The following is a 21,814-nucleotide window of genomic DNA, read 5'->3' as shown; positions in this document are numbered from 1 at the left end:
ATGTTATTCCATTCTTCCCTACGCAAGGAGCTGTCGCGCAGCTTCGGAGCGACCCTCGTGGTCCTGGTCACGATCGTGATGACCATGATGCTCATCCGCACGCTCGGGCTCGCCTCCAAGGGCAGCGTGAACCCGTCCGAAGTGTTCCTCGTGATGGCGTACACGGTGCTCGGCTACATGCCGACCATCCTGAGCCTGAGCCTGTTCATCGCCATTGTCGGGACCTTGTCGCGCATGTACCGCGACAGCGAGATGGTGATCTGGTTTTCCAGCGGACGGGGCCTGGCCGATTTCGTCGAGCCGCTGTTCCGCTTTGCCTGGCCGGTGTTGGTGCTGATCGCGGTCATGGCGCTGCTGGGCTGGCCCTGGGCCAACTCGCAGACCATCGGCATGCGGGCGCAATATGAAGGGCGCAGCGACATCGAGCGGGTCACGCCGGGCGAATTCCGCGAATCCTCCGGGCGCATGCGGGTCTTCTTCATCGACAAGGACACGCCGGATGGCGCCACGGCCACCAATGTGTTCATCTGGGCGATCGAGCGCGGCCTGCAGATCACGACCTCGGCACGCAGCGGACGCATCGAGAATGTCGGCAACAACCGCTTCCTGATGCTGAGCAACGGGCAGCGGCTCGAACGACCGCTGCTGCCCACCGCGGGGCTCAAGATCAGCGAATTCGAGACCTACGGCACCCGGGCCGGCGGCACCTCCGACTTCTCCGCGGACAACACGCCCGCGCGTGCCAAGCCCACGCTTCAGCTGCTGCGCGAGCCCGGCGACGCCAGCCGCGGCGAACTGGCCTGGCGCATCGGCATGCTGCTGGCGGCCATCAATTTCGTGCTGCTGGCGCTCACGGTGTCGAGCGTCAACCCGCGCGTGGGGCGAAGCGGCAACCTGCTGTTCGCACTGTTCGCCTTCGTCGTCTACTACAACATGCTCAACCTGGGCCAGAGCTGGATCAGTTCCGGGCGCTTCGGCATGGGCTCGTTCATGCTGCTGCTGCACGGCGGCGTCCTGCTGATCGGCGTTGCATGGCTGTTCCTGCGCAACAACAACTGGGGCCGCAGGCGCAGGACCGAGCACGTCATGGCCGGTGGCCTGCCGCCTTCGCCGCCCTCGAAAATCGACCCGACCTCGTGAAAACAATCCGACGCCTGATCTATGTCGAGGCACTGAAGGCCGTGGCTTTCGTGACCCTCGGCTTCCTGAGCCTGTTCTTCTTCTTCGACTTCGTCGACGAGCTGCAGTCGATCGGCAGGCCCGAAAGCCTGGCCTACGGCCCCGCGCAGGCACTGATCTACGTGACCCTGCTGATTCCGAGCCACCTCTACGAACTGCTCCCGATCACGGTGCTGATCGGCTGCATCTTCGTGATGGCGCGCCTTGCGCAAAGCTCGGAATACACCATCCTTCGCACCAGCGGCCTGGGGCCGTGGCGCGCCCTGCGCACCCTGCTGCTGCTGGGCGTGGGCTTCGTCTTCCTGACCTTTGCCATCGGCGACTACATCGCACCGGCGTCCGAGCGCACCGGCCAGCTGCTCAAGTCCCGCTACCAGGGCTCCTACTCGCTGGTCGGCAACACGGGCGCATGGCTCAAGGAAAAGCGCGAGAACGTGTCCTATGCCGTCAACGTGCTGTCCATCGCGCGCGACGGTTCGCTCAAGAATGCGCGCATCTTCGAATTCGACGCCAACGGCTATGTGCGCAAGCAGCTCGTCGCGTCCTCGGCGCGCATCTTCGACGACCACTGGCAGCTGTCGGACGTCGAGCTGCAGGACTACGAGACGCGCACCTCCGCGGAAAAGGCCCGCATCGTGACCACCAAGGTGCCGCAGCTCGACTGGCCGACCACGCTGACCAGCGAAATGGTGTCGGTGGCGCTGCTGCGGCCCGACCGCATGGGCACCATCGACCTGTTCGACTACATCCAGCACCTGGAGGCCAACGGCCAGACCGCGCAGCGCTACGAGATCCAGTTCTGGCGCAAGGTCTTCTACCCGCTCTCGTGCCTGGTGATGGTGGTGCTCGCCCTGCCCTTCGCCTACCTGCACTTCCGCCAGGCCGGCATCACCACCTATGTGTTCGGCGGCGTGATGATCGGCATCAGCTTCTTCCTGCTGAACAACGTCTTCGGCTACCTCGGCAACCTGAGCAACTGGTCGCCATGGCTGACGGCGGCAGCGCCCGGGCTCATCTATTCGGTGATGTCGCTTGCCGCCTTCAGCTGGCTGGTGCTTCGAAGGTAGCGGCCGATGGCGACGGGAAACGCAAGGGGCATCGTGCTGCTGGCCCATGGTTCGCGCGACGAGCGCTGGCGCGAGCCCATCGAGGCCGTGGCTGCGCGCGTCACGGCGCTGGATCCGCAGGCCCGCGTGGTCTGCGCCTACATGGAGCTTGCAGCGCCCGACCTGCGCACGGCCGCCGCGGCCCTGGTCGCCAGCGGCGCCAAGGTGGTCCGGGTGGTTCCGCTTTTCCTCGGCATGGGCAAGCATGCCCGCGAAGACCTGCCGCTGCAGGTGCAGGCGCTGCGCCAAGCCTGGCCACAGGTCGATTTCCAGTTGGCCGGCATCGTCGGGGAAGAGCCCGAACTGGTCGATCTGCTGGCCAGAATTGCAAGCAAATCTTGAAGTTCCGGCAATTTCCATAGACTCCGAAGGCATAATGAATTCCGCAATAAGACGGAATTTGATATGAATCTGCACCAATTCAAGTTTGTTCAGGAAGCCGTGCGGCGCAACCTGAACCTGACGGAGGCGGCGAAGGCGCTGCACACCTCGCAGCCGGGGGTGTCCAAGGCGATCATCGAACTCGAGGAAGAGCTCGGCGTCGAGATCTTTGCGCGCCATGGCAAGCGCCTGAAGCGGGTCACCGAACCGGGCCAGCACGTCATCGCGAGCATCGAATTGATCATGCGCGAAGTCGGCAACCTCAAGCGCATCGGCGAGCAGTTCAGCGCGCAGGACAGCGGCACCCTCTCGATCGCCACCACCCACACCCAGGCGCGCTACGTGCTGCCGGTGCCGGTGGCCAAGCTGCGCGAGGCCTACCCCAAGGTCAACGTGAGCCTGCACCAGGGCTCGCCCGACCAGGTGGCACGCATGGTGATCGACGAGATAGCCGAAGTGGGCATTGCCACCGAATCGCTCTCGGACTACACCGAGCTCGTGACCCTGCCTTGCTACGAATGGCAGCACGTGCTGGTGCTGCCCAAGGACCATCCGCTGGCGGCCAAGGAGCGCATCTCGCTCGAAGACCTGGCGCACGAACCCATCATCACCTACCACCCCTCGTTCACCGGCCGCACGCGCATCGACCATGCCTTTGCGCAGAAGAAGCTCACGCCGCGCATCGCGCTCGAAGCCATCGACTCCGACGTGATCAAGACCTACGTACGCCTGGGCCTCGGCGTGGGCATCGTGGCCGAGATGGCGGTTCGCGACGAATCGAACGCCGATCTCGTGGTGCGCCCCATGGGCCACGTCTTCGGCCAGAACATCGCGCGCGTGGCGTTCAAGCGCAGCGCCTACCTGCGCAACTTCGTCTTCAAGTTTGCCGAACTGCTGTCCGACCGGCTCGACCGCAACCTGATCGCCAAGGCCCTGAGCGGCCACCAGCAAGACTACGAACTTTGATCCAGACCCCGATTCCGATTTCGAGCACCACCATGAGCGCCCTTCCTTCCTCCCCCCACACCCCGGAGATCGCCACCAAGCTGCCCGCCGTGGGCACTACCATCTTCACCGTGATGTCCGCGCTCGCGGCAGAAAAGAACGCGGTGAACCTCGGCCAGGGCTTCCCCGACTTCAACTGCGACCCGAAACTGCTCGAAGACGTCACGGCCGCCATGGCCGCGGGCCACAACCAGTACCCGCCGATGCCCGGCATTGCGGCATTGCGCGAAGCCATTGCGCGCAAGATCTCGGCGCTCTATGGCCATGCCTACAGCGCCGCCGACGAGATCACCGTCACCGCCGGCGCGACGCAGGCCATCATCACCGCCATCCTTGCCGTGGTGCGCGCGGGCGACGAGGTGATCGTTCTGGAGCCCTGCTACGACAGCTACGTGCCCAACATCGAGCTGGCCGGCGGCCGCGTGGTGCGCGTGCCGCTCGTGCCGGGCACCTTCCGCCCCGACTTCGACAAGATCGCCGCGGCGCTCACTCCGCGCACACGGGCGATCATCGTCAACACGCCGCACAACCCGAGCGCCACGGTCTGGACCGCCGCCGAGATGCGCAAGCTCGAGGAGCTGCTGGCCCCGACCGACGTCCTCGTGATTGCCGACGAAGTCTACGAGCACATGGTCTACGACGGTGCGCAGCATGAGAGCGTGGCGCGCTTCCCCGGCCTGGCGGCGCGCAGCTTCATCGTGAGCAGTTTCGGCAAGACCTATCACGTCACCGGATGGAAGGTCGGCTTCGTGGCCGCGCCCACGCCGCTGATGGCCGAATTCCGCAAGGTGCACCAGTTCAACGTGTTCACCGTCAACACGCCGATGCAACACGCGCTCGCGCAGTACATGGCCGAGCCGGGGCCCTACCTCGAGCTGCCTGCCTTCTACCAGCGCAAGCGCGACCTGTTCGCAGCCGGCCTGGCCCAGAAGACCCGCTTCAGGCTGCTGCGCAGCGAGGGCAGCTATTTCCAGTGCGTCGACATCTCGGCGGTGAGCGATCTGTCAGAAGCCGAGTTCTGCCTGTGGCTCACGCGCGAGATCGGCGTGGCGGCGATTCCGCTGTCGGCCTTCTACGGCAATGGCTTCGACCAGCGCGTGGTCCGCTTCTGCTTCGCCAAGAAGGACGAGACGCTGATGGCGGCGCTGGATCGGCTCGCACGGCTTTGAACGGGCTCGCAACGGCTTGAATGCCGACGACACCGGTAGGAAAGCCCTGACCACCGAAGAAGCGGCTATCCGGCGTGCCGCGGGTCTCCTGGCATCGAGCATGGATCTCGTAATAACAAGGCCCAGGAGAAACGCATGTCCCTCTCGTTCATTCTGCTGATCGTTCTGATATTGCTTCTGATCGGTGCGCTGCCGAGCTGGGGCTACAGCCGGAGCTGGGGCTACTGGCCCAGCGGCGGGCTGGGCCTGGTCCTGCTGATCATCATCATCCTGGTGCTCATGGGCCGCATATGACGCTGCCCGACGGTTCCTGCACCTGAAGGAAGCCCGCGAAAAGCGGGCTTCTTTTTTGCTGCCCGCCAATCAGGCCTGCAACTGGGTCCAGGCCTTGTCCAGCCGCTTGATGCTGACCGGCTGCGGCGTGCGCAGCTCCTGCGCGAAGAAGCTCACGCGAAGCTCCTCGAGCAGCCAGCGGAACTCGAGCATGCGCTCGTCCACCACCCCCTTGCGCTCGGCCACCAGCCGCCAATAGCGCTGCTCCTGCGGCCGCAGCTCGGCCAGCTTGGCAGCATCGCGCGCGGGGTCGCTGCGCAGCTTGTCCAGCCGCAGCACGATGGCCTTGAGATAGCGCGCGAAATGCTGCAGCTGCGTCCACGGCGCGTCCGCAATGAACCGCTTGCCGACCAGGCGCTGCAGCTGCTGCGCGGCGTCCTGCACGGCTTCGGGCTGGATCTTCGTGTCCTTGATCTTGCGCGCGGCCGCCGCGTACTCGGCCAGGATGGCCGAGGCCAGGCGCGCCACCTCGTTGGCGATCAGCGTGAGCCGGCCGCGGCCTTCTTCGAGGCGGCGCTTGAACGCGAACTCGTCGGTGGGCAGCGGCTCCTGCAGGAAGGCCCGGTCGATCGCCACGTCGATGATCTGCGTGCGCAGTTCCTCGGAGGTACCCAGCGGCATGTAGGCCACGGCCATCTTCTGCAGGTCGGGGATGTTCTTCTCCAGATACTTGAGCGCGTCCTTCAGCTGCAGCGCGAACAGGCGGCGCAGCCCGGCGCGATGCTTGGCGGCCGCCACGGCGGGCTCGTCGAACACCTCGATGGTGACGGCATCGCCTTCGTCGCGCAGCGCCGGAAATCCGATCAGCGACTGCGATCCGCGCCGCACTTCCATCAGCTCGGGCAGTTCGCCGAAGCTCCAGTTCGTGTAGCGCTGGCCGGCGGGCAGGCTGGGCGCGGCGGGGGCCGGCGCGGCGGCGTTGCCCTTTGCCTGCCCGCGTCCCTCGGCGGCATCGGCCGGCTTGCGATCCGCCGAAGCCTTGACATTGAGGCCGGCCAGGGCCTGGAAAGCGCCGCGCGCCTGCGCGCCCAGCTCGGCCTTGAGCGCGCCCAGGCTGCGCCCCATGCCGAGCTGGCGACCATGCTCGTCCACGATGCGCAGGTTCATGAACAAATGCGGCGGCAGCATGTCGAACTTGAAGTCAGCGCGCTTGACGTCGATGCTGGTTGCGTCCCGCACGCGCTTGAGCAGTACGTCGGTCAGCGAGCCATGGCCGAAGACCTCGGGCGCCGAGAGTTCTTCCGCCAGCCTGGCCGCCGACTCGGGCAGCGGCACCAGCCGCGAGCGCGGGCGCTGCGGCAGGCTCTTGAGCAGCGCCTGGATCTTGTCCTTGAGCATGCCCGTCACCAGCCATTCGCAGCGCTCTTCGCTCACCTGGTTGAGCACGAAGAGCGGCACGCTGGCCGTAAGCCCGTCCTTCGCGTCGCCAGGTTCGTGCAGGTAGCTTGCCGCGCAGTCGACGCCGCCCAGCCGCAGCGTGGGCGGAAAGGACTGCGTGGTGATGCCCGCCGCCTGGTGGCGCATCAGCTCCTCGCGCGTGAGGAAAAGCAGGCGCGGCTGCTCCCTGGAGGCATGCCGGTACCAGTTCTCGAAGCTGATGCCGCTGGCCACGTCGGCGGGCAGCTGCGCGTCGTAGAAGGCGAAGATCAGCTCGTCGTCGACCAGCACGTCCTGCCGGCGCGCCTTGTGCTCCAGCCCTTCGACCTCGCGCACCAGCTTGCGGTTGGCCGCAAGGAACGGGAACTTGCTCTCCCACTGCCCGCCGACCAGCGCTTCGCGGATGAAGATCTCGCGTGCCGCGACCGGGTCGACCTTGGTGAAATCGACCCGGCGCCCGCTGTACACCACGAGGCCGTAGAGCGTTGCACGCTCCAGCGCCGAGACCTGCGCGCCCTTCTTCTCCCAGTGCGGATCGAGCAGCTGCTTCTTCAGCAGGTGGCCGGCCACCTGCTCGAGCCACTGCGGTTCGATGTTGGCGATGCCGCGGCCGAAGAGCCGCGTGGTCTCGACCAGCTCGGCCGCAACGATCCAGCGACCGGGCTTCTTCTTCAGATGCGCGCCCGGATGCTTGTAGAACTTGATGCCGCGCGCACCCAGGTACGCCTCGTCGTCCTCCAGCTTCCAGCCGACGTTGCCGAGCAGGCCCGCGAGCATCGACAGGTGCAGCGGCTCGTAGCCCGCCGGCTCGGCATTGATGCGCCACTTGTGCTCGGTCACGACCGTGAGCAGCTGCGAATGGATATCGCGCCATTCGCGCACGCGGCGGATGTTGATGAAGTTCTGGCGCAGCAGCTGCTCGTACTGCCGGTTGCTGAGCTTGTGGGTGTCTCCATGGCCGCCGCGCGCATCGGCAATCCATTTCCACAGCCGCAGGTAGCCGCTGAACTCGCTCTTCTCGTCGTCGAACTTCGAGTGCGCCTGGTCGGCCTGCTGTTGCGCTTCCATCGGCCGGTCGCGCACGTCCTGCACGCTGAGCGCCGACGCGATGATCAGCACCTCTTCGAGCGCGCCGCGCGTGCGGGCCTCCAGAATCATCCGGCCCACGCGCGGATCGAGCGGCAGCCTGGCGAGTTCGGTGCCCGTGGCCGTGAGTTCGTTGGTGTCGTCGACCGCGCCGAGCTCGTTGAGCAGCTGGTAGCCGTCGGCAATTGCGCGCGGCGAAGGCGCCTCGAGAAACGGAAAGCGCGCCACGTCGCCCAGCCGCAGCGACTTCATGCGCAGGATCACGCCCGCGAGCGACGAGCGCAGGATCTCGGGATCGGTGAAGCGCGGCCGGCCTTCGAAATCCTTCTCGTCATAAAGCCGGATGCAGATGCCGTTGGCCACGCGGCCGCAGCGGCCGGCGCGCTGGTTGGCCGCAGCCTGGCTGATCGGCTCGACCAGCAGCTGCTCGACCTTGCTGCGGAAGCTGTAGCGCTTCACACGCGCCGTGCCGGTGTCGATCACGTAGCGGATGCCCGGCACCGTGAGCGAGGTTTCCGCCACATTGGTGGCCAGCACGATGCGCCGGCCGGTGTGGCCGTCGAAGATGCGGTCCTGCTCGGGGCCCGACAAGCGCGCGAACAGCGGCAGCACCTCCGCGTTGCGAAATAGCGGCTGATGGCTCAGATGGCGGCGCAGGTGGTCGGCCGCCTCGCGGATTTCGCGCTCGCCTGGCAGGAAGACCAGGATGTCGCCCGCGTTGTGCGGATCGCGCCAGAGCTCGTCGACGCCATCGGCAATGGCGTCGTTCAGGTCGTGCTCGCGCGACTCCTCGAAGGGCCGGTAGCGCTGCTCGACCGGGAAGGTACGGCCGGAAACCATGATCGTCGGTGCAGGGCCTTTCGCCGAGGCGAAATGCTGTGCGAAGCGCTCGGCGTCGATGGTGGCCGAGGTCACGATCACCTTCAGGTCGGGCCGGCGCGGAAGGATCTCGCGCAGGTAGCCAAGCAGGAAGTCGATGTTCAGCGAGCGCTCGTGCGCCTCGTCGATGATCAGCGTGTCGTAGGCCTTGAGCAGCGGATCGGTCTGCGTCTCGGCCAGCAGGATGCCGTCGGTCATGAGCTTGACCGATGCGTCGCGGCTCAGCCGGTCCTGGAAGCGCACCTTGAATCCGACCACGTCGCCCAGCGGCGTCTTCAGCTCTTCGGCGATGCGCTTGGCCACCGAGCTGGCGGCAATGCGACGCGGCTGCGTATGGCCGATGAGCCGGCCCTGGCCCGGCGGCGCATTGAGCTTGCCGCGGCCGAGCGCCAGCGCGATCTTCGGCAACTGGGTGGTCTTGCCCGAGCCTGTTTCGCCGCAGACGATCACCACCTGGTGCGCCGCGATGGCGGCCATGATTTCATCGCGCCGGCCGGAGACCGGAAGCGATTCGGGAAAGTCGATGCGCAAGGAGGCGGAAGGTGTCGTGGTCGTCAAGGGGAAGGCTGTTCGGGAAGCGCAGCAGGCAAACCGCACATTATCGGGGGGCGCCGCCGCTGTTGCACGCCTCCCACAATGCGCGGCCATTGCGCCACACGCAAAGTAAATAGTCTTTACTTCAGCGGGCCCGGCCGCTAGGATCGCGGCCATGACCTCCTTCCTCGCCTCCCCCACTTTGCGCAGCCGCCGCGCAAGCCATGCCTCGGTGCATGGCGGGGTCGAGCTGCCGCGTCCGGCCTGAAGAAGAAGCCCGCGCGTCCGTTGCAACGGACGCCTGCTCGCTTCCAGGACCGAAGCGCAGCAACCGACCTCCCGCAACGTCTGTATTTGCCGCCTCCTCGCCGCGAGGAAGCGGCAGCTTCTTCATTCCGGTTTTATTTTCTCAAGAATTCCATGTCCAACGACATTCATTCAGGCCTGCATGCAGCGCTGTCCGAGCGGACGCGCCACCTGCAGGCGGTGGCCCAGGCGCTCAAGACCGAGCTCTTCGGCATCGACGACATCATCGATCGCGTGATCGATTCGCTGCGCGCCTGGTACGTGTTGCCGCAACTCATCAGCCGGCCGGTCATCGTGTGCCTCTGGGGCCTCACGGGCACCGGCAAGACGCAGCTGGTACGCAGGCTCGCGCAGCACCTGGGTTTCTACGACCGCTTCATCGAGGTGCAGATGGACGGCTTCAGCCACGGCTCGGGCTATGGCAGCCGGGGTTCGATTTCGGCCATGTTGGCCGAATCGGGCATCGACGAAGGCACGCCGGGCATCCTGGTGCTCGACGAGTTCCAGCGTTTTCGCACGCTCGACGGCAATGGCCACGACGCCAAGGTCGAGCGCTACCAGGACGTGTGGGCGCTGCTGTCCGATGGCCGGCTGCCGCCGGCGCTGTCGATGCTCGGCGAGATCGAGTCCTCGCTCGCCCAGGCCGAGTACGAGCAGGACCGCGACGGCCCGGCCGACAAGAAGAAGGCGAAGAAGCGAAAGCTGCACCTCTCCCCCTGGGAAGCGCAGGAGGTCAAGCGCTGCCTCAAGCTGCCCGAGACGCTGCTGCAGATCATGGCCTGGAAGCCGGCCGAGGTGCATGCGCGGCTGCGCGCCTTCCGCGACTCGCAGCAGAGCTGGGAAACCGACTACAGCAAGCTGCTGGTGTTCGTCTCGGGCAACCTCGACGAGATGTATGCCGAGACCGCGCGCCGCGTGGAAGACTGCGACACCGACGCCGACATCTTCCATGCGCTGACGAAGAAGCTCTCGCTGATCGACGTCAAGAAGGCACTGGCCGAACGCTTCAAGCCCGAGCAGATTGCGCGGCTGGGCAACAACCACGTCATCTATCCCTCGTTCAGCCGGGCCACCTATGTGCAGCTGATCCTGTCGATCTGCGACCGCTACGTCGAAGACATCCGCCAGAGCTCGGGCGTGCGCTTCATGCTCGAGTCGAGCATGTACGAGCAGATCTATGCCAACGCGGTCTTTCCGGCGCAGGGCACGCGCCCGCTGTTCTCGTCGATCCACGCGATCCTGAGCGCGACGCTGGTCAACGCTGCGCTCTGGGCGCTGGAGCAAGGCGCGGGCGGCGGCGAGCCGGTGTGGTTGTCGCTGGAAACGGCGGCGGACAAGTCCTGCATCGTGGCGCGGTATCGAAAAGGCAAGGGCAAGGCGCAGCGCCGCTTCCCGGTCACGCTCGAGCTCAACCAGCTCAAGAAGCGCTCGAACGAGGACTTCCGCGCCCTGCTCGCGGTTCACGAGGCGGGCCATGGCGTGGCCTATGGCCTGCTCTTCGGCCGCGCGCCGCAGGAGATCAAGATCAACGTCGCGTCCTTCGAAGGCGGCTACAACAGCTACGAGCAGCGCAAGGCCTGGTCCCGGCAGAACCTGCGCGACCGCATCTGCGTGAGCCTGGCGGGCCGCGCGGCCGAGCAGATGGTGTTCGGTGCGCAGGCCTGCACCTCGGGCGCCTCGCAGGATTTCCGCCAGGCCACCGCCTACGCCGCGCAGTACGTGCGCCATTTCGCCTTCGGCACGCGGCTGAGCCGCACCGACGTGGCCAACGACGCCGAGGACAACCTCAACACCGACCTGGAAGCCACCAACCCTGAAATCGAGGCGCTGCTGGCACAGGAGCATGCGCGAGCGCTGGCGCTGCTCGAGGCGCACGCGCCGGCCTTCATGGCCGTGGTGGACGCCCTGGCGCGCGAAGGCTCGGTGGCGCCGGCGCAGCTGGCCGAAATGCTCGACCTGCCCGCCGAGGCAGGCGATTCGACCGACGCCTACGCCGCCCTGCTGGCCACTTTCAAGGCCCGAAGAATGGACGGCCCGGTGCCGCCCGAGCCCGGCGCCGGCCCTGGCGCGGCCACCCGCGCCGCCGGGCTGCTGCGCGCGATGGCCTGAGCCGCACCAATCACCCTCCAAGAATGCACAATCACGCTCCATGTCCACCGTTTTCAACTTCACCTTCGTGCCCTGGTTCCGCTCGGTCGCGCCCTACATCCACACGCACCGCGGCAAGACCTTCGTGGTCGCGCTGGCAGGCGAGGCGATCGCGGCGGGCAAGCTGCAGAACATTGCGCAGGATCTGGCGCTGATCCAGAGCATGGGCGTCAAGATCGTGCTGGTGCACGGCTTCCGTCCGCAGGTCAACGAGCAGCTCGCGGCCAAGGGGCACGAAGCGCGCTATTCGCACGGCATCCGCATCACCGACGAGGTGGCGCTCGATTCGGCGCAGGAAGCCGCCGGCCAGCTGCGCTACGAAATCGAGGCCGCCTTCAGCCAGGGCCTGCCGAACACGCCGATGGCCGGATCGACGGTGCGCGTGATCTCGGGCAACTTCATCACCGCGCGCCCCGTGGGCGTGGTCGACGGCGTGGACTTCAAGCATTCGGGCCTGGTGCGCAAGGTCGATGCCGTGGGCATCCGCCGCACGCTCGACTTCGGCGCCATGGTGCTGATGTCGCCCTTCGGCTTCTCGCCCACCGGCGAGGCCTTCAACCTGACGATGGAAGAAGTGGCCACCAGCGTGGCCATCTCCATCCAGGCCGACAAGCTGATCTTCCTGACCGAGATCCCGGGCATCCGCATCGACAGCGAATTGCCGGAGAGCGAAGACAACCCCATCGACACCGAGCTGCCGCTCGCCGCGGCCGAGAAGCTGCTGGCGTCGCTGCCGCCGCCGCAAAAGCCCACCGACACCGCCTTCTACCTGCAGCATTGCGTGAAGGCCTGCAAGGGCGGCGTGGAGCGCAACCACATCCTGCCGTTCGCGCTGGACGGCGCGCTCCTGCTCGAGGTCTATGTGCACGACGGCGTCGGCACCATGGTGATCGACGAGAAGCTCGAGAGCCTGCGCGAAGCCACGGTCGACGACATCGGCGGCATCCTGCAGCTGATCGAGCCCTTCGAGCGCGACGGCACGCTGGTCAAGCGCGACCGCACCGAGATCGAGCGCGACGTGGGCCACTACACGGTCATCGAGCACGACGGCGTGATCTTCGGCTGCGCGGCGCTCTACCCCTACCCCGAGGCAAAGACCGCCGAGATGGCCGCGCTGACCGTCTCGCCCCAGTCGCAGTCGCAGGGCGATGGCGAACGCATCCTCAAGCGCATCGAGCACCGCGCCAAGGCCATGGGCCTGGAAAGCATCTTCGTGCTCACCACGCGCACCATGCACTGGTTCCTCAAGCGCGGCTTCCAGCAGGTCAACCCCGACTGGCTGCCCGAAGCCCGCAAGCGCAAGTACAACTGGGACCGCAAGAGCCAGGTGCTGGTCAAGAAAATCTGAACCCGAAAAAAGGACGCCCGCCGCCATGACGCTCGCCACCGCCCTGCTGTTCGCCCTCGTCGCCTTCACCGCCATCGCCACACCCGGTCCCACGGTGCTGCTGGCGCTGAGCAACGGCTCCCGCCACGGCGTGCGCCGGGCGCTGCCGGGCATGCTCGGCGCGGTGCTGTCCGACTTCGTGCTGGTCGGCGCCGTGGCGCTCGGGCTTGGTGCGCTGCTCGCGGCCTCGGAGTTCTGGTTCTCGATGCTCAAGTGGGTGGGCGCCGTCTACCTGGCGTGGCTCGGGCTGCGCATGCTGCGCTCCAGGGGCGGCTTCAAGCTGCCGGATGCCGACTCTGCCGCCTCGGTCACGGCGGGCGAAAGCCGGCGCATCTTCTTCAAGTCCTTCCTGGTGGCGGTGACCAACCCCAAGGGCTACATCTTCTGCTCTGCGCTCTTGCCGCAGTTCATCGATCCGGCGGCCGCGCAGGCGCCGCAGTACCTGATCATTGCCTTGATCTTCGCGGGCCTCGACACGCTGGTGATGCTGGGCTATGCCTTCCTCGGAGCCCGCGCGATCCGGGTGCTCACGGTATCGGCCACGCGCTGGATCGATCGCGCCTGCGGCGGCATGCTGTTGGCGCTGGCGGGCTCGCTGGCCCTCTACCGGCGCAGCGCGGCCTGACGCCTGCCAGCCGCCATGGCTGTCAGTAGCCGCCTCGGCAGGAGCGGTAACACCTGTCACCGATAATCCCGGGCATGAATCCCCTGCTTTCCCGGTTGCAACCCTATCCCTTCGAGCGGCTGAAGCAACTGTTCGCGGGCGTCACGCCCAACCCCGAGTTCCCGGCCATCAGCCTGGGCATCGGTGAACCCAAGCACGCCACGCCAGGCTTCATCAAGGACGCCCTGAGCGCCAGCCTCGGCGCGCTGGCTGCCTACCCCGCGACCGCGGGCGACCTGGCCCTGCGCACCGCTTTCACCGACTGGCTGAAAACCCGCTACAGCCTCGCCCTCGACCCGGCCACGCAGGTGCTGCCTGTCAATGGTTCACGGGAAGCCCTGTTCTCGCTGGCGCAGACCGTGGTCGACCCCACCGTCTCGCCGCAGCCGGTGGTGGTGTCGCCCAATCCGTTCTATCAGATCTATGAGGGCGCGGCCCTGCTTTCGGGCGCCGAGCCGTACTACGTGGCCAGCGTGCCCGCGCGCAATTTCGCGGTAGCCTGGGACAGCGTGCCCGAGGCCGTCTGGGCCCGCACGCAGTTGGTGTTCGTCTGCTCGCCCGGCAACCCGACGGGCGCGGTGATGTCGCTGGACGAATGGAAAAGGCTCTTCGATCTGTCGGACCGCCACGGTTTCGTGATTGCCGCCGACGAGTGCTACAGCGAGATCTATTTCCGCGACGAGCCCCCGCTCGGCGGACTCGAAGCCTCGGTGAAGCTCGGGCGGCCCGACTTCCGGAACCTGATTGCGCTGACCTCGCTGTCCAAGCGCAGCAACGTACCCGGCCTGCGCAGCGGCTTCGTGGCGGGCGACGCGGCCATCATCAAGAAGTTCCTGCTCTATCGCACCTACCACGGCAGCGCCATGAGCGGCGCCGTGGCCGCGGCCAGCATCGCGGCCTGGGGCGACGAGTCCCATGTGGTGGACAACCGCGCCCAGTACCGCGCCAAGTTCGCGGCCGTCACGCCGCTGCTCGAACCCGTGCTCGACGTGCGCCTGCCTGACGCCAGTTTCTATCTCTGGGCCGACATTCCCGAAGTGTGGGCTGGCGACGACGAAGCCTTCGCCCGCGCGCTCTACGCTCAATACAATGTGACGGTTCTGCCGGGGAGCTATCTGGCGCGCGACACGGCTCACAGCGCCAACCCCGGCCGGGGTCGCATCCGCATGGCCCTGGTGGCCGAAACGGCCGAATGCGTGGAAGCCGCCCAGCGCATCGTCCGCTTCTGCAAGGACGCCCGCCGCTGATCCGCTTTTCCGCCCGCACCCATTTTTCACACGAGACTTTCTCCATGACCCAGCAACTGCAACAAATCATCGACGCCGCGTGGGAAGACCGCGCCAACATCTCGCCCAGCGCCGCCCCTGCCGAAGTGCGCGACGCCGTCGAGCACGTGATTTCCGAGCTCAACAACGGCAAGCTGCGCGTCGCCACGCGCGAAAGCGTGGGCCAGTGGACCGTGCACCAGTGGATCAAGAAGGCCGTGCTGCTGTCGTTCCGCCTGAAGGACAACGAGCAGATGCAGGCTGGCTCGCTGGGCTTCTACGACAAGGTGCCCACCAAGTTCTCGCACCTGTCGGCCAACGAGCTGAAGGAATCGGGCGTTCGCATCGTGCCGCCGGCCGTGGCCCGCCGCGGCAGCTATATCGCCAAGGGCGCGATCCTCATGCCCTCCTACGTGAACATCGGCGCCTACGTGGGCGAAGGCACCATGGTCGACACCTGGGCCACCGTGGGTTCGTGCGCGCAGATCGGTGCCAACGTGCACCTGTCGGGCGGCGTCGGCATCGGCGGTGTGCTCGAGCCGCTGCAGGCCGGTCCCACCATCATCGAGGACAACTGCTTCATCGGCGCGCGCTCCGAAGTGGTCGAGGGCGTCGTGATCGAGGAAAACTCGGTGCTCGGCATGGGTGTGTACATCGGCCAGAGCACCCCGATCTTCAACCGCGACACCGGAGAGACTTCCTTCGGCCGCGTGCCGTCCGGCAGCGTCGTCATCAGCGGCAACCTGCCCAAGAAGACCAAGTCGGGCCAGGACTACAGCACCTACGCGGCGATCATCGTCAAGACGGTCGATGCGCAAACGCGTTCCAAGACCAGCCTGAACGACCTGCTGCGCGACTGATCGACAGGCTCCTGCCTTTGTCCCCTTAGAAAACAACAGCACCCGAGGAGAGAGACCGATGAACATGATGGAACGGATTCTTCGTTTGATGGCCGAGCGCAAGGCCTCCGACATCTATCTCTCGGCGCACTCCCCGGTGCTGATCCGCCTCAACGGCACCTGCGTGCCGATCAACGCCCAGGTGCTGCCGGCCACCGCGCCGCTCGCGCTGCTGGCTGAAGTGGTGCCCGAAGCCCGCATCCAGGAGCTGGAGCGAACCGGCGAACTCAACATGGCCGTGATGCTCGAGGGCGCCGGCAACTACCGCATCAGCGCCATGCGCCAGCGCGGCAGCTATGCGGTGGTGGTGCGGCACATCGCCTCGACCATTCCGAGCTTTGCCGACCTGAACCTGCCCGACATCCTCAAGACGCTCATCATGGAGAAGCGTGGCCTGATCCTGATGGTGGGCGCGACCGGCGCGGGCAAGACCACCACGCTGGCCTCGATGCTCGACTACCGCAACGAACACGCCACGGGCCACATCCTCACGGTGGAAGAACCCATCGAGTTCACCTACACCAACAAGAAATCGCTGGTGAACCAGCGCGACGTGGGCAGCGACACCGAGTCGCTGCAGGTCGCGCTCAAGAATGCGCTGCGCCAGGCGCCCGACGTGATCCAGATCGGCGAGATCCGCGACCGCGAAACCATGACCGCGGCCATTGCCTATGCGCAGTCGGGCCACCTGTGCGTGGCCACGCTGCATGCCAACAACAGCTACCGCGCGCTCAACCGCATCCTGAGCTTCTTCCCGGTCGAGGTGCGCCCTACGCTGCTGGGCGACCTGGGCTCGGCACTGCGTGCCATCGTGTCGCAGCGGCTGCTGCGCACGCCCACCGGCGGCCGAGTGCCCGCGCTCGAGGTCATGCTCAACACGGCCCTGGTGGCCGAGTTGATCGAAAAGGGCGACTTCTCCGCCGTCAAGGAAGCCATGGAGCAGTCGATGGCGGAAGGCTCGCAGACCTTCGAGGAAGACATTGCCCGCCTCATCACCGAAGAGCGCGTCACGCGCGAGGAAGGCCTGGCCCAGGCCGACTCGCCCACCAACCTGATGTGGCGGCTGCAGAACCGCGCCGCGCCCAAGCAGAAGACCGAAGACCGCAACCTGACGGACCAGGTCGACGAGCCCACCTTTACCGACATCACGCTCGACGTGAAGTTCTGAACACAGCCTTCCGCCGATGTCCCGTACCCTCCAGCTCGCCGAACAACTCATCTCGCGCCCCTCGGTCACCCCCGAGGATGCGGGCTGCCAACAGATCCTCGGCGAACGGCTGGCACGGCTGGGCTTCACACTTGAGACCATCGAAAGCGGCCCGGCCGATTTCCGCGTGACCAACCTGTGGGCGGTGCGCCGCCCGGCCGGCAGCGCGCCGACAAAGACGCTGGTGTTCGCAGGCCACACCGACGTGGTGCCCACGGGGCCGGTCGAGCAGTGGACCAGCCACCCCTTCACGCCCACCCACCGCGGCGGCAAGCTCTATGGCCGCGGCGCGTGCGACATGAAGACCTCGATCGCGGCCTTCGTCGTCTCCATCGAGGAATTCCTCGCGGCCACGCCCGATCCCAGGCTCACGCTCGCGCTCCTGCTCACCAGCGACGAGGAAGGCCCGGGCGTCGATGGCACGGTCATCGTCTGCAACGTGCTGGCCGCGCGCGGCGAAACCATCGATTACTGCATCGTCGGCGAGCCCACGGCCGTCGAGCGCTGCGGCGACATGATCAAGAACGGCCGCCGCGGCACCATGAGCGGCAAGCTCACCGTCAATGGCGTGCAGGGCCACATCGCCTACCCGCACCTGGCGAAGAACCCGGTGCATGCCGTGGCGCCCGCGCTGGCGGAGCTGGTGGCCATCAACGCCGCGGGCGGCTGGGATGCAGGCAATGCGTACTTCCAGCCCACCAGCTGGCAGATCAGCAACTTTCACGCGGGCACCGGCGCAAGCAACGTGATTCCGGGCAGCGCGGTCATCGACTTCAATTTCCGCTTCTCGACCGAATCGACGCCCGAGTCGCTGCAGAAGCGCGTGCATGCGGTGCTTGATGCGCACAGCGTGGACTACACGCTCGCCTGGACCATTGGCGGCCTGCCCTTTCTCACGACGCCCGGCGAACTCGTGACCGCGGTGCAGGCGGCCATTGCCGACGAAACCGGCATCACCACCGAGCTCTCGACCAGCGGCGGCACCAGCGATGCGCGCTTCATCGCCAAGATCTGCAAGCAGGTGGTCGAGCTCGGCCCGGTCAACGCCAGCATCCACAAGATCGACGAGCACATCGACGTGGCCGAGATCGAGACGCTGAAGAACATCTACAAGCGCATGCTGGAGCGCCTCGAAGCGTCGCTCGCCAGATGAGCACGGTCATCGAGCTGATCGAGGCCGGCGCCAGGCGGCTGGAAGAAGCCGGGGTTGCCTTCGGCCACGGCACGGCCAACGCCTTCGACGAAGCCGCCTGGCTGGTGCTGTGGCGCCTGAAGCTGCCGCTCGACAACATCGACGCCGTCGCCGACAAGGCCGTCTCGCCCGCCGATGCCGGCAAGGTCGCCGCGCTGCTCGACGAACGCATCGCCACGCGCAAGCCCGCCGCCTACCTCACCAAGGAGGCCTGGCTGCAGGGCGTGCCTTTCTACGTGGACGAGCGCGCCATCGTGCCGCGCAGCTTCATCGCCGAGTTGATCGCCGACGGCAGCATCGACTACTGGCTGGGCGAGCACACGCAGCGCGTGCTCGACCTGTGCACGGGCAACGGCAGCCTGGCAGTGCTCGCGGCCATGACCTATCCGGACATCACGGTCGATGCCGCCGACCTGTCGGCCCAGGCGCTCGAGGTCGCGGCCATCAACGTCACCCGCCACCAGCTCGATGCGCGCATCAGGCTGGTCGAATCCGACGGCCTCGCCAGCCTGCCCGGTCCCTACGACCTGGTGCTGTGCAACCCGCCCTACGTGAACAGCGCGAGCATGGCCGCCCTGCCCGCCGAATACCGCGCCGAACCCGAACTGGCGCTGGCCGGCGGTGCCGACGGCATGGACTTCGTTCGCCAGCTGTTCGCCGATGCCCCTTCGCGCATGAGCGAAGAGGCCGTGCTGGTGCTGGAAATCGGCAATGAGCGTGAATACTTCGAAGCGGCCTTCCCGCAGCTCGAAGTCGTGTGGCTGGAAACCTCCGCGGGCGAGGACCAGGTCCTGCTCGTGACCCGCACCGCGCTGCTGGCCGGCGCCGGCGCGCGTTAGCTGCGCCCGCCCACGCCCCTTTTTCCGCCGCGTTCTCGCAGCCACGGCTGCGGCCCTCCTTTTCCGGGTGTGTCCTCCCCATTTGCCCCTTCGCGCCAGGCCGCCACGGGCCGGGCGGGATAATCACCCCTACGGTTCCTATTTCATGATTACTCTCAAAAACGTCATTCTTCGCCGCAGCGCCAAGGTTCTGCTCGACGGCGCCACCGTCACCATCAATCCCGGTGAGAAGGTCGGCCTCGTCGGGCGCAACGGCGCCGGCAAGTCGACCCTGTTCGCGCTCTTCAACGGCTCGCTGCATGAAGACGGCGGCGACTTCTACGTGCCCAAGCAATGGCGCATGGCGCAGGTGGCGCAGGACATGCCCGAAACCGAGGAGTCGGCCACCGACTTCGTGGTCGGCGGCGACACCCGGCTGGCCGAGCTGCGCGCCTCGCTGGCGGCCATCGAGGCCGCCTACGAAGCCAACCCCGACGACGCCGACATCGGCATGGAGCTGGCCCACGCCTACACCGACCTGGCCGACGCCGGCGAGCACGACGCCGTGCCACGCGCGCAGGCGCTGGTGCTCGGGCTGGGCTTCAAGTCGCACGAGCTCGACGAGCCCGTCAACAGCTTCTCGGGCGGCTGGCGCATGCGCCTGCAGCTGGCCCGCGCGCTGATGTGCCCGAGCGACCTGCTGCTGCTCGACGAACCCACCAACCACCTGGACCTGGACGCGCTCGTCTGGCTCGAAGCCTGGCTGCAGAAGTACGCCGGCACCATGATCGTCATCAGCCACGACCGCGAGTTCCTCGACGCCGTGACCGACGTCACGCTGCACATCGCCAACGCCCAGCTCACGCGCTACGGCGGCAACTACAGCAAGTTCGAGGACATGCGCGCGCTGCAGATGGAGCAGCAGCAGGTGGCCTTCTCCAAGCAGCAGGACAAGATCGCCCACCTGCAGAAGTTCATCGACCGCTTCAAGGCCAAGGCCAGCAAGGCCAAGCAGGCGCAAAGCCGGGTCAAGGCGCTGGAGCGCATGGAAAAGGTCGCGCCGCTCCTGGCCGAGGCCGACTTCACCTTCGAGTTCAAGGAGCCGGGCAACATCCCGAATCCGATGCTCTCGATCAGCAACGCGAGCTTCGGCTACAAGGCCCCGGAAGGTGGCGAAGGCGAAGAGCCCAAGACCATCCTGCGCGGCGTCAGCCGCTCGGTGCTGGCGGGCCAGCGCATCGGCATCCTGGGCGCCAACGGCCAGGGCAAGTCCACGCTGGTGAAGACCATTGCGCGCGAAATGGGCGCGCTGGCCGGCCAGGTCACCGAGGGCAAGGGCCTCAACATCGGCTACTTCGCGCAGCAGGAACTCGACGTGCTGCGCCCGCAGGACAACCCGCTCGAACACATGGTGCGCATGGCGCGCGAACTGGGCAGCGCCGTCAAGGAAAGCACCGGCGAGCAGGCGCTGCGCGGTTTCCTTGGCAGCTTCAACTTCAGCGGCGACATGGTGAAGCAGCCCGTGGGCACCATGAGCGGCGGCGAGAAGGCGCGCCTGGTGCTCGCGATGATGGTCTGGCAGCGCCCCAACCTGCTGCTGCTGGACGAGCCCACCAACCACCTGGACCTGGCCACGCGCGAAGCGCTGGCGGTGGCGCTCAACGAGTTCGAAGGCACGCTGATGCTGGTGAGCCACGACCGCGCGCTGCTGCGCTCGGTGTGCGACGAGTTCTGGCTCGTGGGCCGCGGCGTCGTCACCGATTTCGACGGCGACCTCGACGACTACCAGCGCTACCTGCTCGATGAAGCCAAGCGCCTGCGCGAAGAAGCCAAGGTGGCCGTGCGCGAAGCCGCCAACACGGCCGCGCCGGTGCCCAGGCAGGACGCCCAGGACCGCCAGCAGCGCAGCGACCAGGCCAAGCCGATCAAGCGCGAGATCGCGCAGATCGACGAACGGCTGGCCGCGGCCGGCGCCGAACGCACCGCACTCGAGGCTCGCCTGGCGCAGCCGCTGCCGTCGGCCGACATTGCCGAGGCGGGCAAGCGGCTGAAAGCCCTCAACGACGAAATCGGCCGCCTCGAAGAGCGCTGGCTGGCCCTGTCGGACCAGCTCGAGGCGCTCGCGGCCTGATCCTTCCGAAGGAGACGCCCTGCATGCCATCTGCCATCGAACTGGCCCGTGGTGACGAAAAGCTGATCGCGGCCATCCACCGCAGCCGCCGATTGATCGGCCGCAAGGCGCTGATGGCCGCAGCCGCCAGCGCCGTTCCCCTGCCCGGCGTCGACTGGGCGGCCGATGCGGCCCTGCTCTCGCGCCTGGTGCCGCAGATCAGCGCCGAATTCGGCCTTTCGGTCACCCAGGTCGAAAAACTTGCGCCGCATCAGCGCGAACGCATCCAGAAGGCCGCCACGACCGTTGGCGCGCTGCTGGTCGGCAGGCTCGTCACGCGCGACCTGTTGATCAAGCTCGCGCGGCATGCCGGCGTGAAGCTCACGGCCAAGCAGGCCGCCAAGTACGTACCGATTGCCGGGCAGATCGTTTCCGCTGCGCTCGGCTACGCCGCCTTGCGCGCCTTGGGCGAGCAGCACATCAAGGATTGCGTGCGCGTGAGTGCGACGCTTTCTCTACCGCCTCCCGGACCGCACGCGCCCGACTGAAGGCGCAGTCGTCGAACAGCGCGGTCCCGATCCACCCCGTGGCAACAAGGCCTGCGATCCCCAGGCCGGCCAGGCCATCGTTCTGCGAACGAAATCCATGGAAAAGAGCCGCGACGGACAGCAGCGCCAATAGCGCGCACAGCGCGCGGTCGAGCCACAGGCCCGGCGGCAGGAGCCTGCGCACAACTCAGCCCGGAAGGTGAATACGGTGTGGGCGCCGC

17 protein-coding genes are annotated in these 21,814 nt (G+C 66.8%); 16 read left to right on the top strand and 1 reads right to left on the bottom strand.

The genetic code is table 11. The features are described 5' to 3' along the window. The 6 genes from lptF to EJO66_RS16055 all read left to right on the top strand — a co-directional run bounded on the left by lptF (position 1) and on the right by EJO66_RS16055 (position 5,134). Positions 1-1,140, top strand: coding sequence for an LPS export ABC transporter permease LptF (gene lptF / locus EJO66_RS16080; protein WP_124959575.1), 1,140 nt, complete (start codon positions 1-3; stop codon positions 1,138-1,140). Continuing rightward, complete coding sequence (lptG, locus tag EJO66_RS16075; protein ID WP_124959574.1) at positions 1,137-2,246, top strand: LPS export ABC transporter permease LptG; 1,110 nt, start codon at positions 1,137-1,139, stop codon at positions 2,244-2,246. The genes lptF and lptG overlap by 4 nt, the downstream gene beginning before the upstream one ends. A 6-nt stretch (positions 2,247-2,252) precedes the next feature. Then, positions 2,253-2,627, top strand: coding sequence for a sirohydrochlorin chelatase (locus EJO66_RS16070; RefSeq protein WP_125965589.1), 375 nt, complete (start codon positions 2,253-2,255; stop codon positions 2,625-2,627). A 63-nt stretch (positions 2,628-2,690) separates the two neighbouring features. Then, positions 2,691-3,632: a CysB family HTH-type transcriptional regulator gene (locus EJO66_RS16065; protein WP_012747830.1), complete on the top strand. Its 942-nt coding sequence runs from the start codon at positions 2,691-2,693 to the stop codon at positions 3,630-3,632. A 32-nt stretch (positions 3,633-3,664) separates the two neighbouring features. After that, positions 3,665-4,840 carry a pyridoxal phosphate-dependent aminotransferase gene (locus EJO66_RS16060; RefSeq protein WP_125965588.1) on the top strand — a complete coding sequence of 392 codons (1,176 nt, stop codon included), beginning with the start codon at positions 3,665-3,667 and terminating at the stop codon, positions 4,838-4,840. A 135-nt stretch (positions 4,841-4,975) separates the two neighbouring features. Beyond that, the gene (locus tag EJO66_RS16055; RefSeq protein WP_124959571.1) at positions 4,976-5,134 is read left to right on the top strand and encodes a DUF3309 family protein; all 159 of its coding nucleotides are present in this window, start codon (positions 4,976-4,978) and stop codon (positions 5,132-5,134) included. 69 nt (positions 5,135-5,203) lie between these two features. On the opposite strand, the gene hrpA is transcribed toward EJO66_RS16055, so the two are convergent. Then, positions 5,204-8,992, bottom strand: coding sequence for an ATP-dependent RNA helicase HrpA (gene hrpA, locus EJO66_RS16050; protein WP_240648592.1), 3,789 nt, complete (start codon positions 8,990-8,992; stop codon positions 5,204-5,206). A 477-nt stretch (positions 8,993-9,469) separates the two neighbouring features. Here hrpA and EJO66_RS16045 point away from each other — a divergent pair, with 477 nt between their 5' ends. The 10 genes from EJO66_RS16045 to EJO66_RS16000 all read left to right on the top strand — a co-directional run bounded on the left by EJO66_RS16045 (position 9,470) and on the right by EJO66_RS16000 (position 21,593). Then, the gene (locus EJO66_RS16045; RefSeq protein WP_125965586.1) at positions 9,470-11,464 is read left to right on the top strand and encodes an AAA family ATPase; all 1,995 of its coding nucleotides are present in this window, start codon (positions 9,470-9,472) and stop codon (positions 11,462-11,464) included. A 40-nt stretch (positions 11,465-11,504) separates the two neighbouring features. Then, positions 11,505-12,851, top strand: a complete 1,347-nt coding sequence (argA, locus tag EJO66_RS16040) for an amino-acid N-acetyltransferase (protein WP_012747826.1) — start codon at positions 11,505-11,507, stop codon at positions 12,849-12,851. Between the two features lie 25 nt (positions 12,852-12,876). Then, complete coding sequence (locus tag EJO66_RS16035) at positions 12,877-13,515, top strand: LysE family translocator (protein ID WP_124959568.1); 639 nt, start codon at positions 12,877-12,879, stop codon at positions 13,513-13,515. 74 nt (positions 13,516-13,589) lie between these two features. Continuing rightward, entirely contained in the window at positions 13,590-14,801 is a 1,212-nt protein-coding gene (gene dapC / locus EJO66_RS16030) for a succinyldiaminopimelate transaminase (protein ID WP_125965585.1), read from the top strand. 44 nt (positions 14,802-14,845) lie between these two features. Then, positions 14,846-15,679 carry a 2,3,4,5-tetrahydropyridine-2,6-dicarboxylate N-succinyltransferase gene (gene dapD / locus EJO66_RS16025; RefSeq protein WP_124959566.1) on the top strand — a complete coding sequence of 278 codons (834 nt, stop codon included), beginning with the start codon at positions 14,846-14,848 and terminating at the stop codon, positions 15,677-15,679. 58 nt (positions 15,680-15,737) lie between these two features. Continuing rightward, positions 15,738-16,886: a PilT/PilU family type 4a pilus ATPase gene (locus EJO66_RS16020; RefSeq protein WP_062367027.1), complete on the top strand. Its 1,149-nt coding sequence runs from the start codon at positions 15,738-15,740 to the stop codon at positions 16,884-16,886. Positions 16,887-16,902: 16 nt separating this feature from the next. Beyond that, positions 16,903-18,078: a succinyl-diaminopimelate desuccinylase gene (gene dapE / locus EJO66_RS16015; protein ID WP_125965584.1), complete on the top strand. Its 1,176-nt coding sequence runs from the start codon at positions 16,903-16,905 to the stop codon at positions 18,076-18,078. Continuing rightward, positions 18,075-18,956, top strand: a complete 882-nt coding sequence (gene prmB / locus EJO66_RS16010) for a 50S ribosomal protein L3 N(5)-glutamine methyltransferase (RefSeq protein ID WP_125965583.1) — start codon at positions 18,075-18,077, stop codon at positions 18,954-18,956. Before dapE ends, prmB begins: the two co-directional genes overlap by 4 nt. A gap of 145 nt (positions 18,957-19,101) precedes the next feature. Then, complete coding sequence (locus EJO66_RS16005) at positions 19,102-21,066, top strand: ABC-F family ATP-binding cassette domain-containing protein (protein ID WP_125965582.1); 1,965 nt, start codon at positions 19,102-19,104, stop codon at positions 21,064-21,066. Between the two features lie 23 nt (positions 21,067-21,089). Next, on the top strand, positions 21,090-21,593 hold the full coding sequence (locus EJO66_RS16000) for a hypothetical protein (protein ID WP_125965581.1): 504 nt from the start codon (positions 21,090-21,092) through the stop codon (positions 21,591-21,593). Positions 21,594-21,814 lie beyond the last annotated feature (221 nt).

The organism is Variovorax beijingensis (assembly GCF_003951285.1).
Classification (GTDB): Bacteria; Pseudomonadota; Gammaproteobacteria; order Burkholderiales; family Burkholderiaceae_C; genus Variovorax; species Variovorax beijingensis.
Note: the sequence above shows the minus strand (reverse complement) of the source record. Positions and strands in the feature narration are given on the sequence as shown.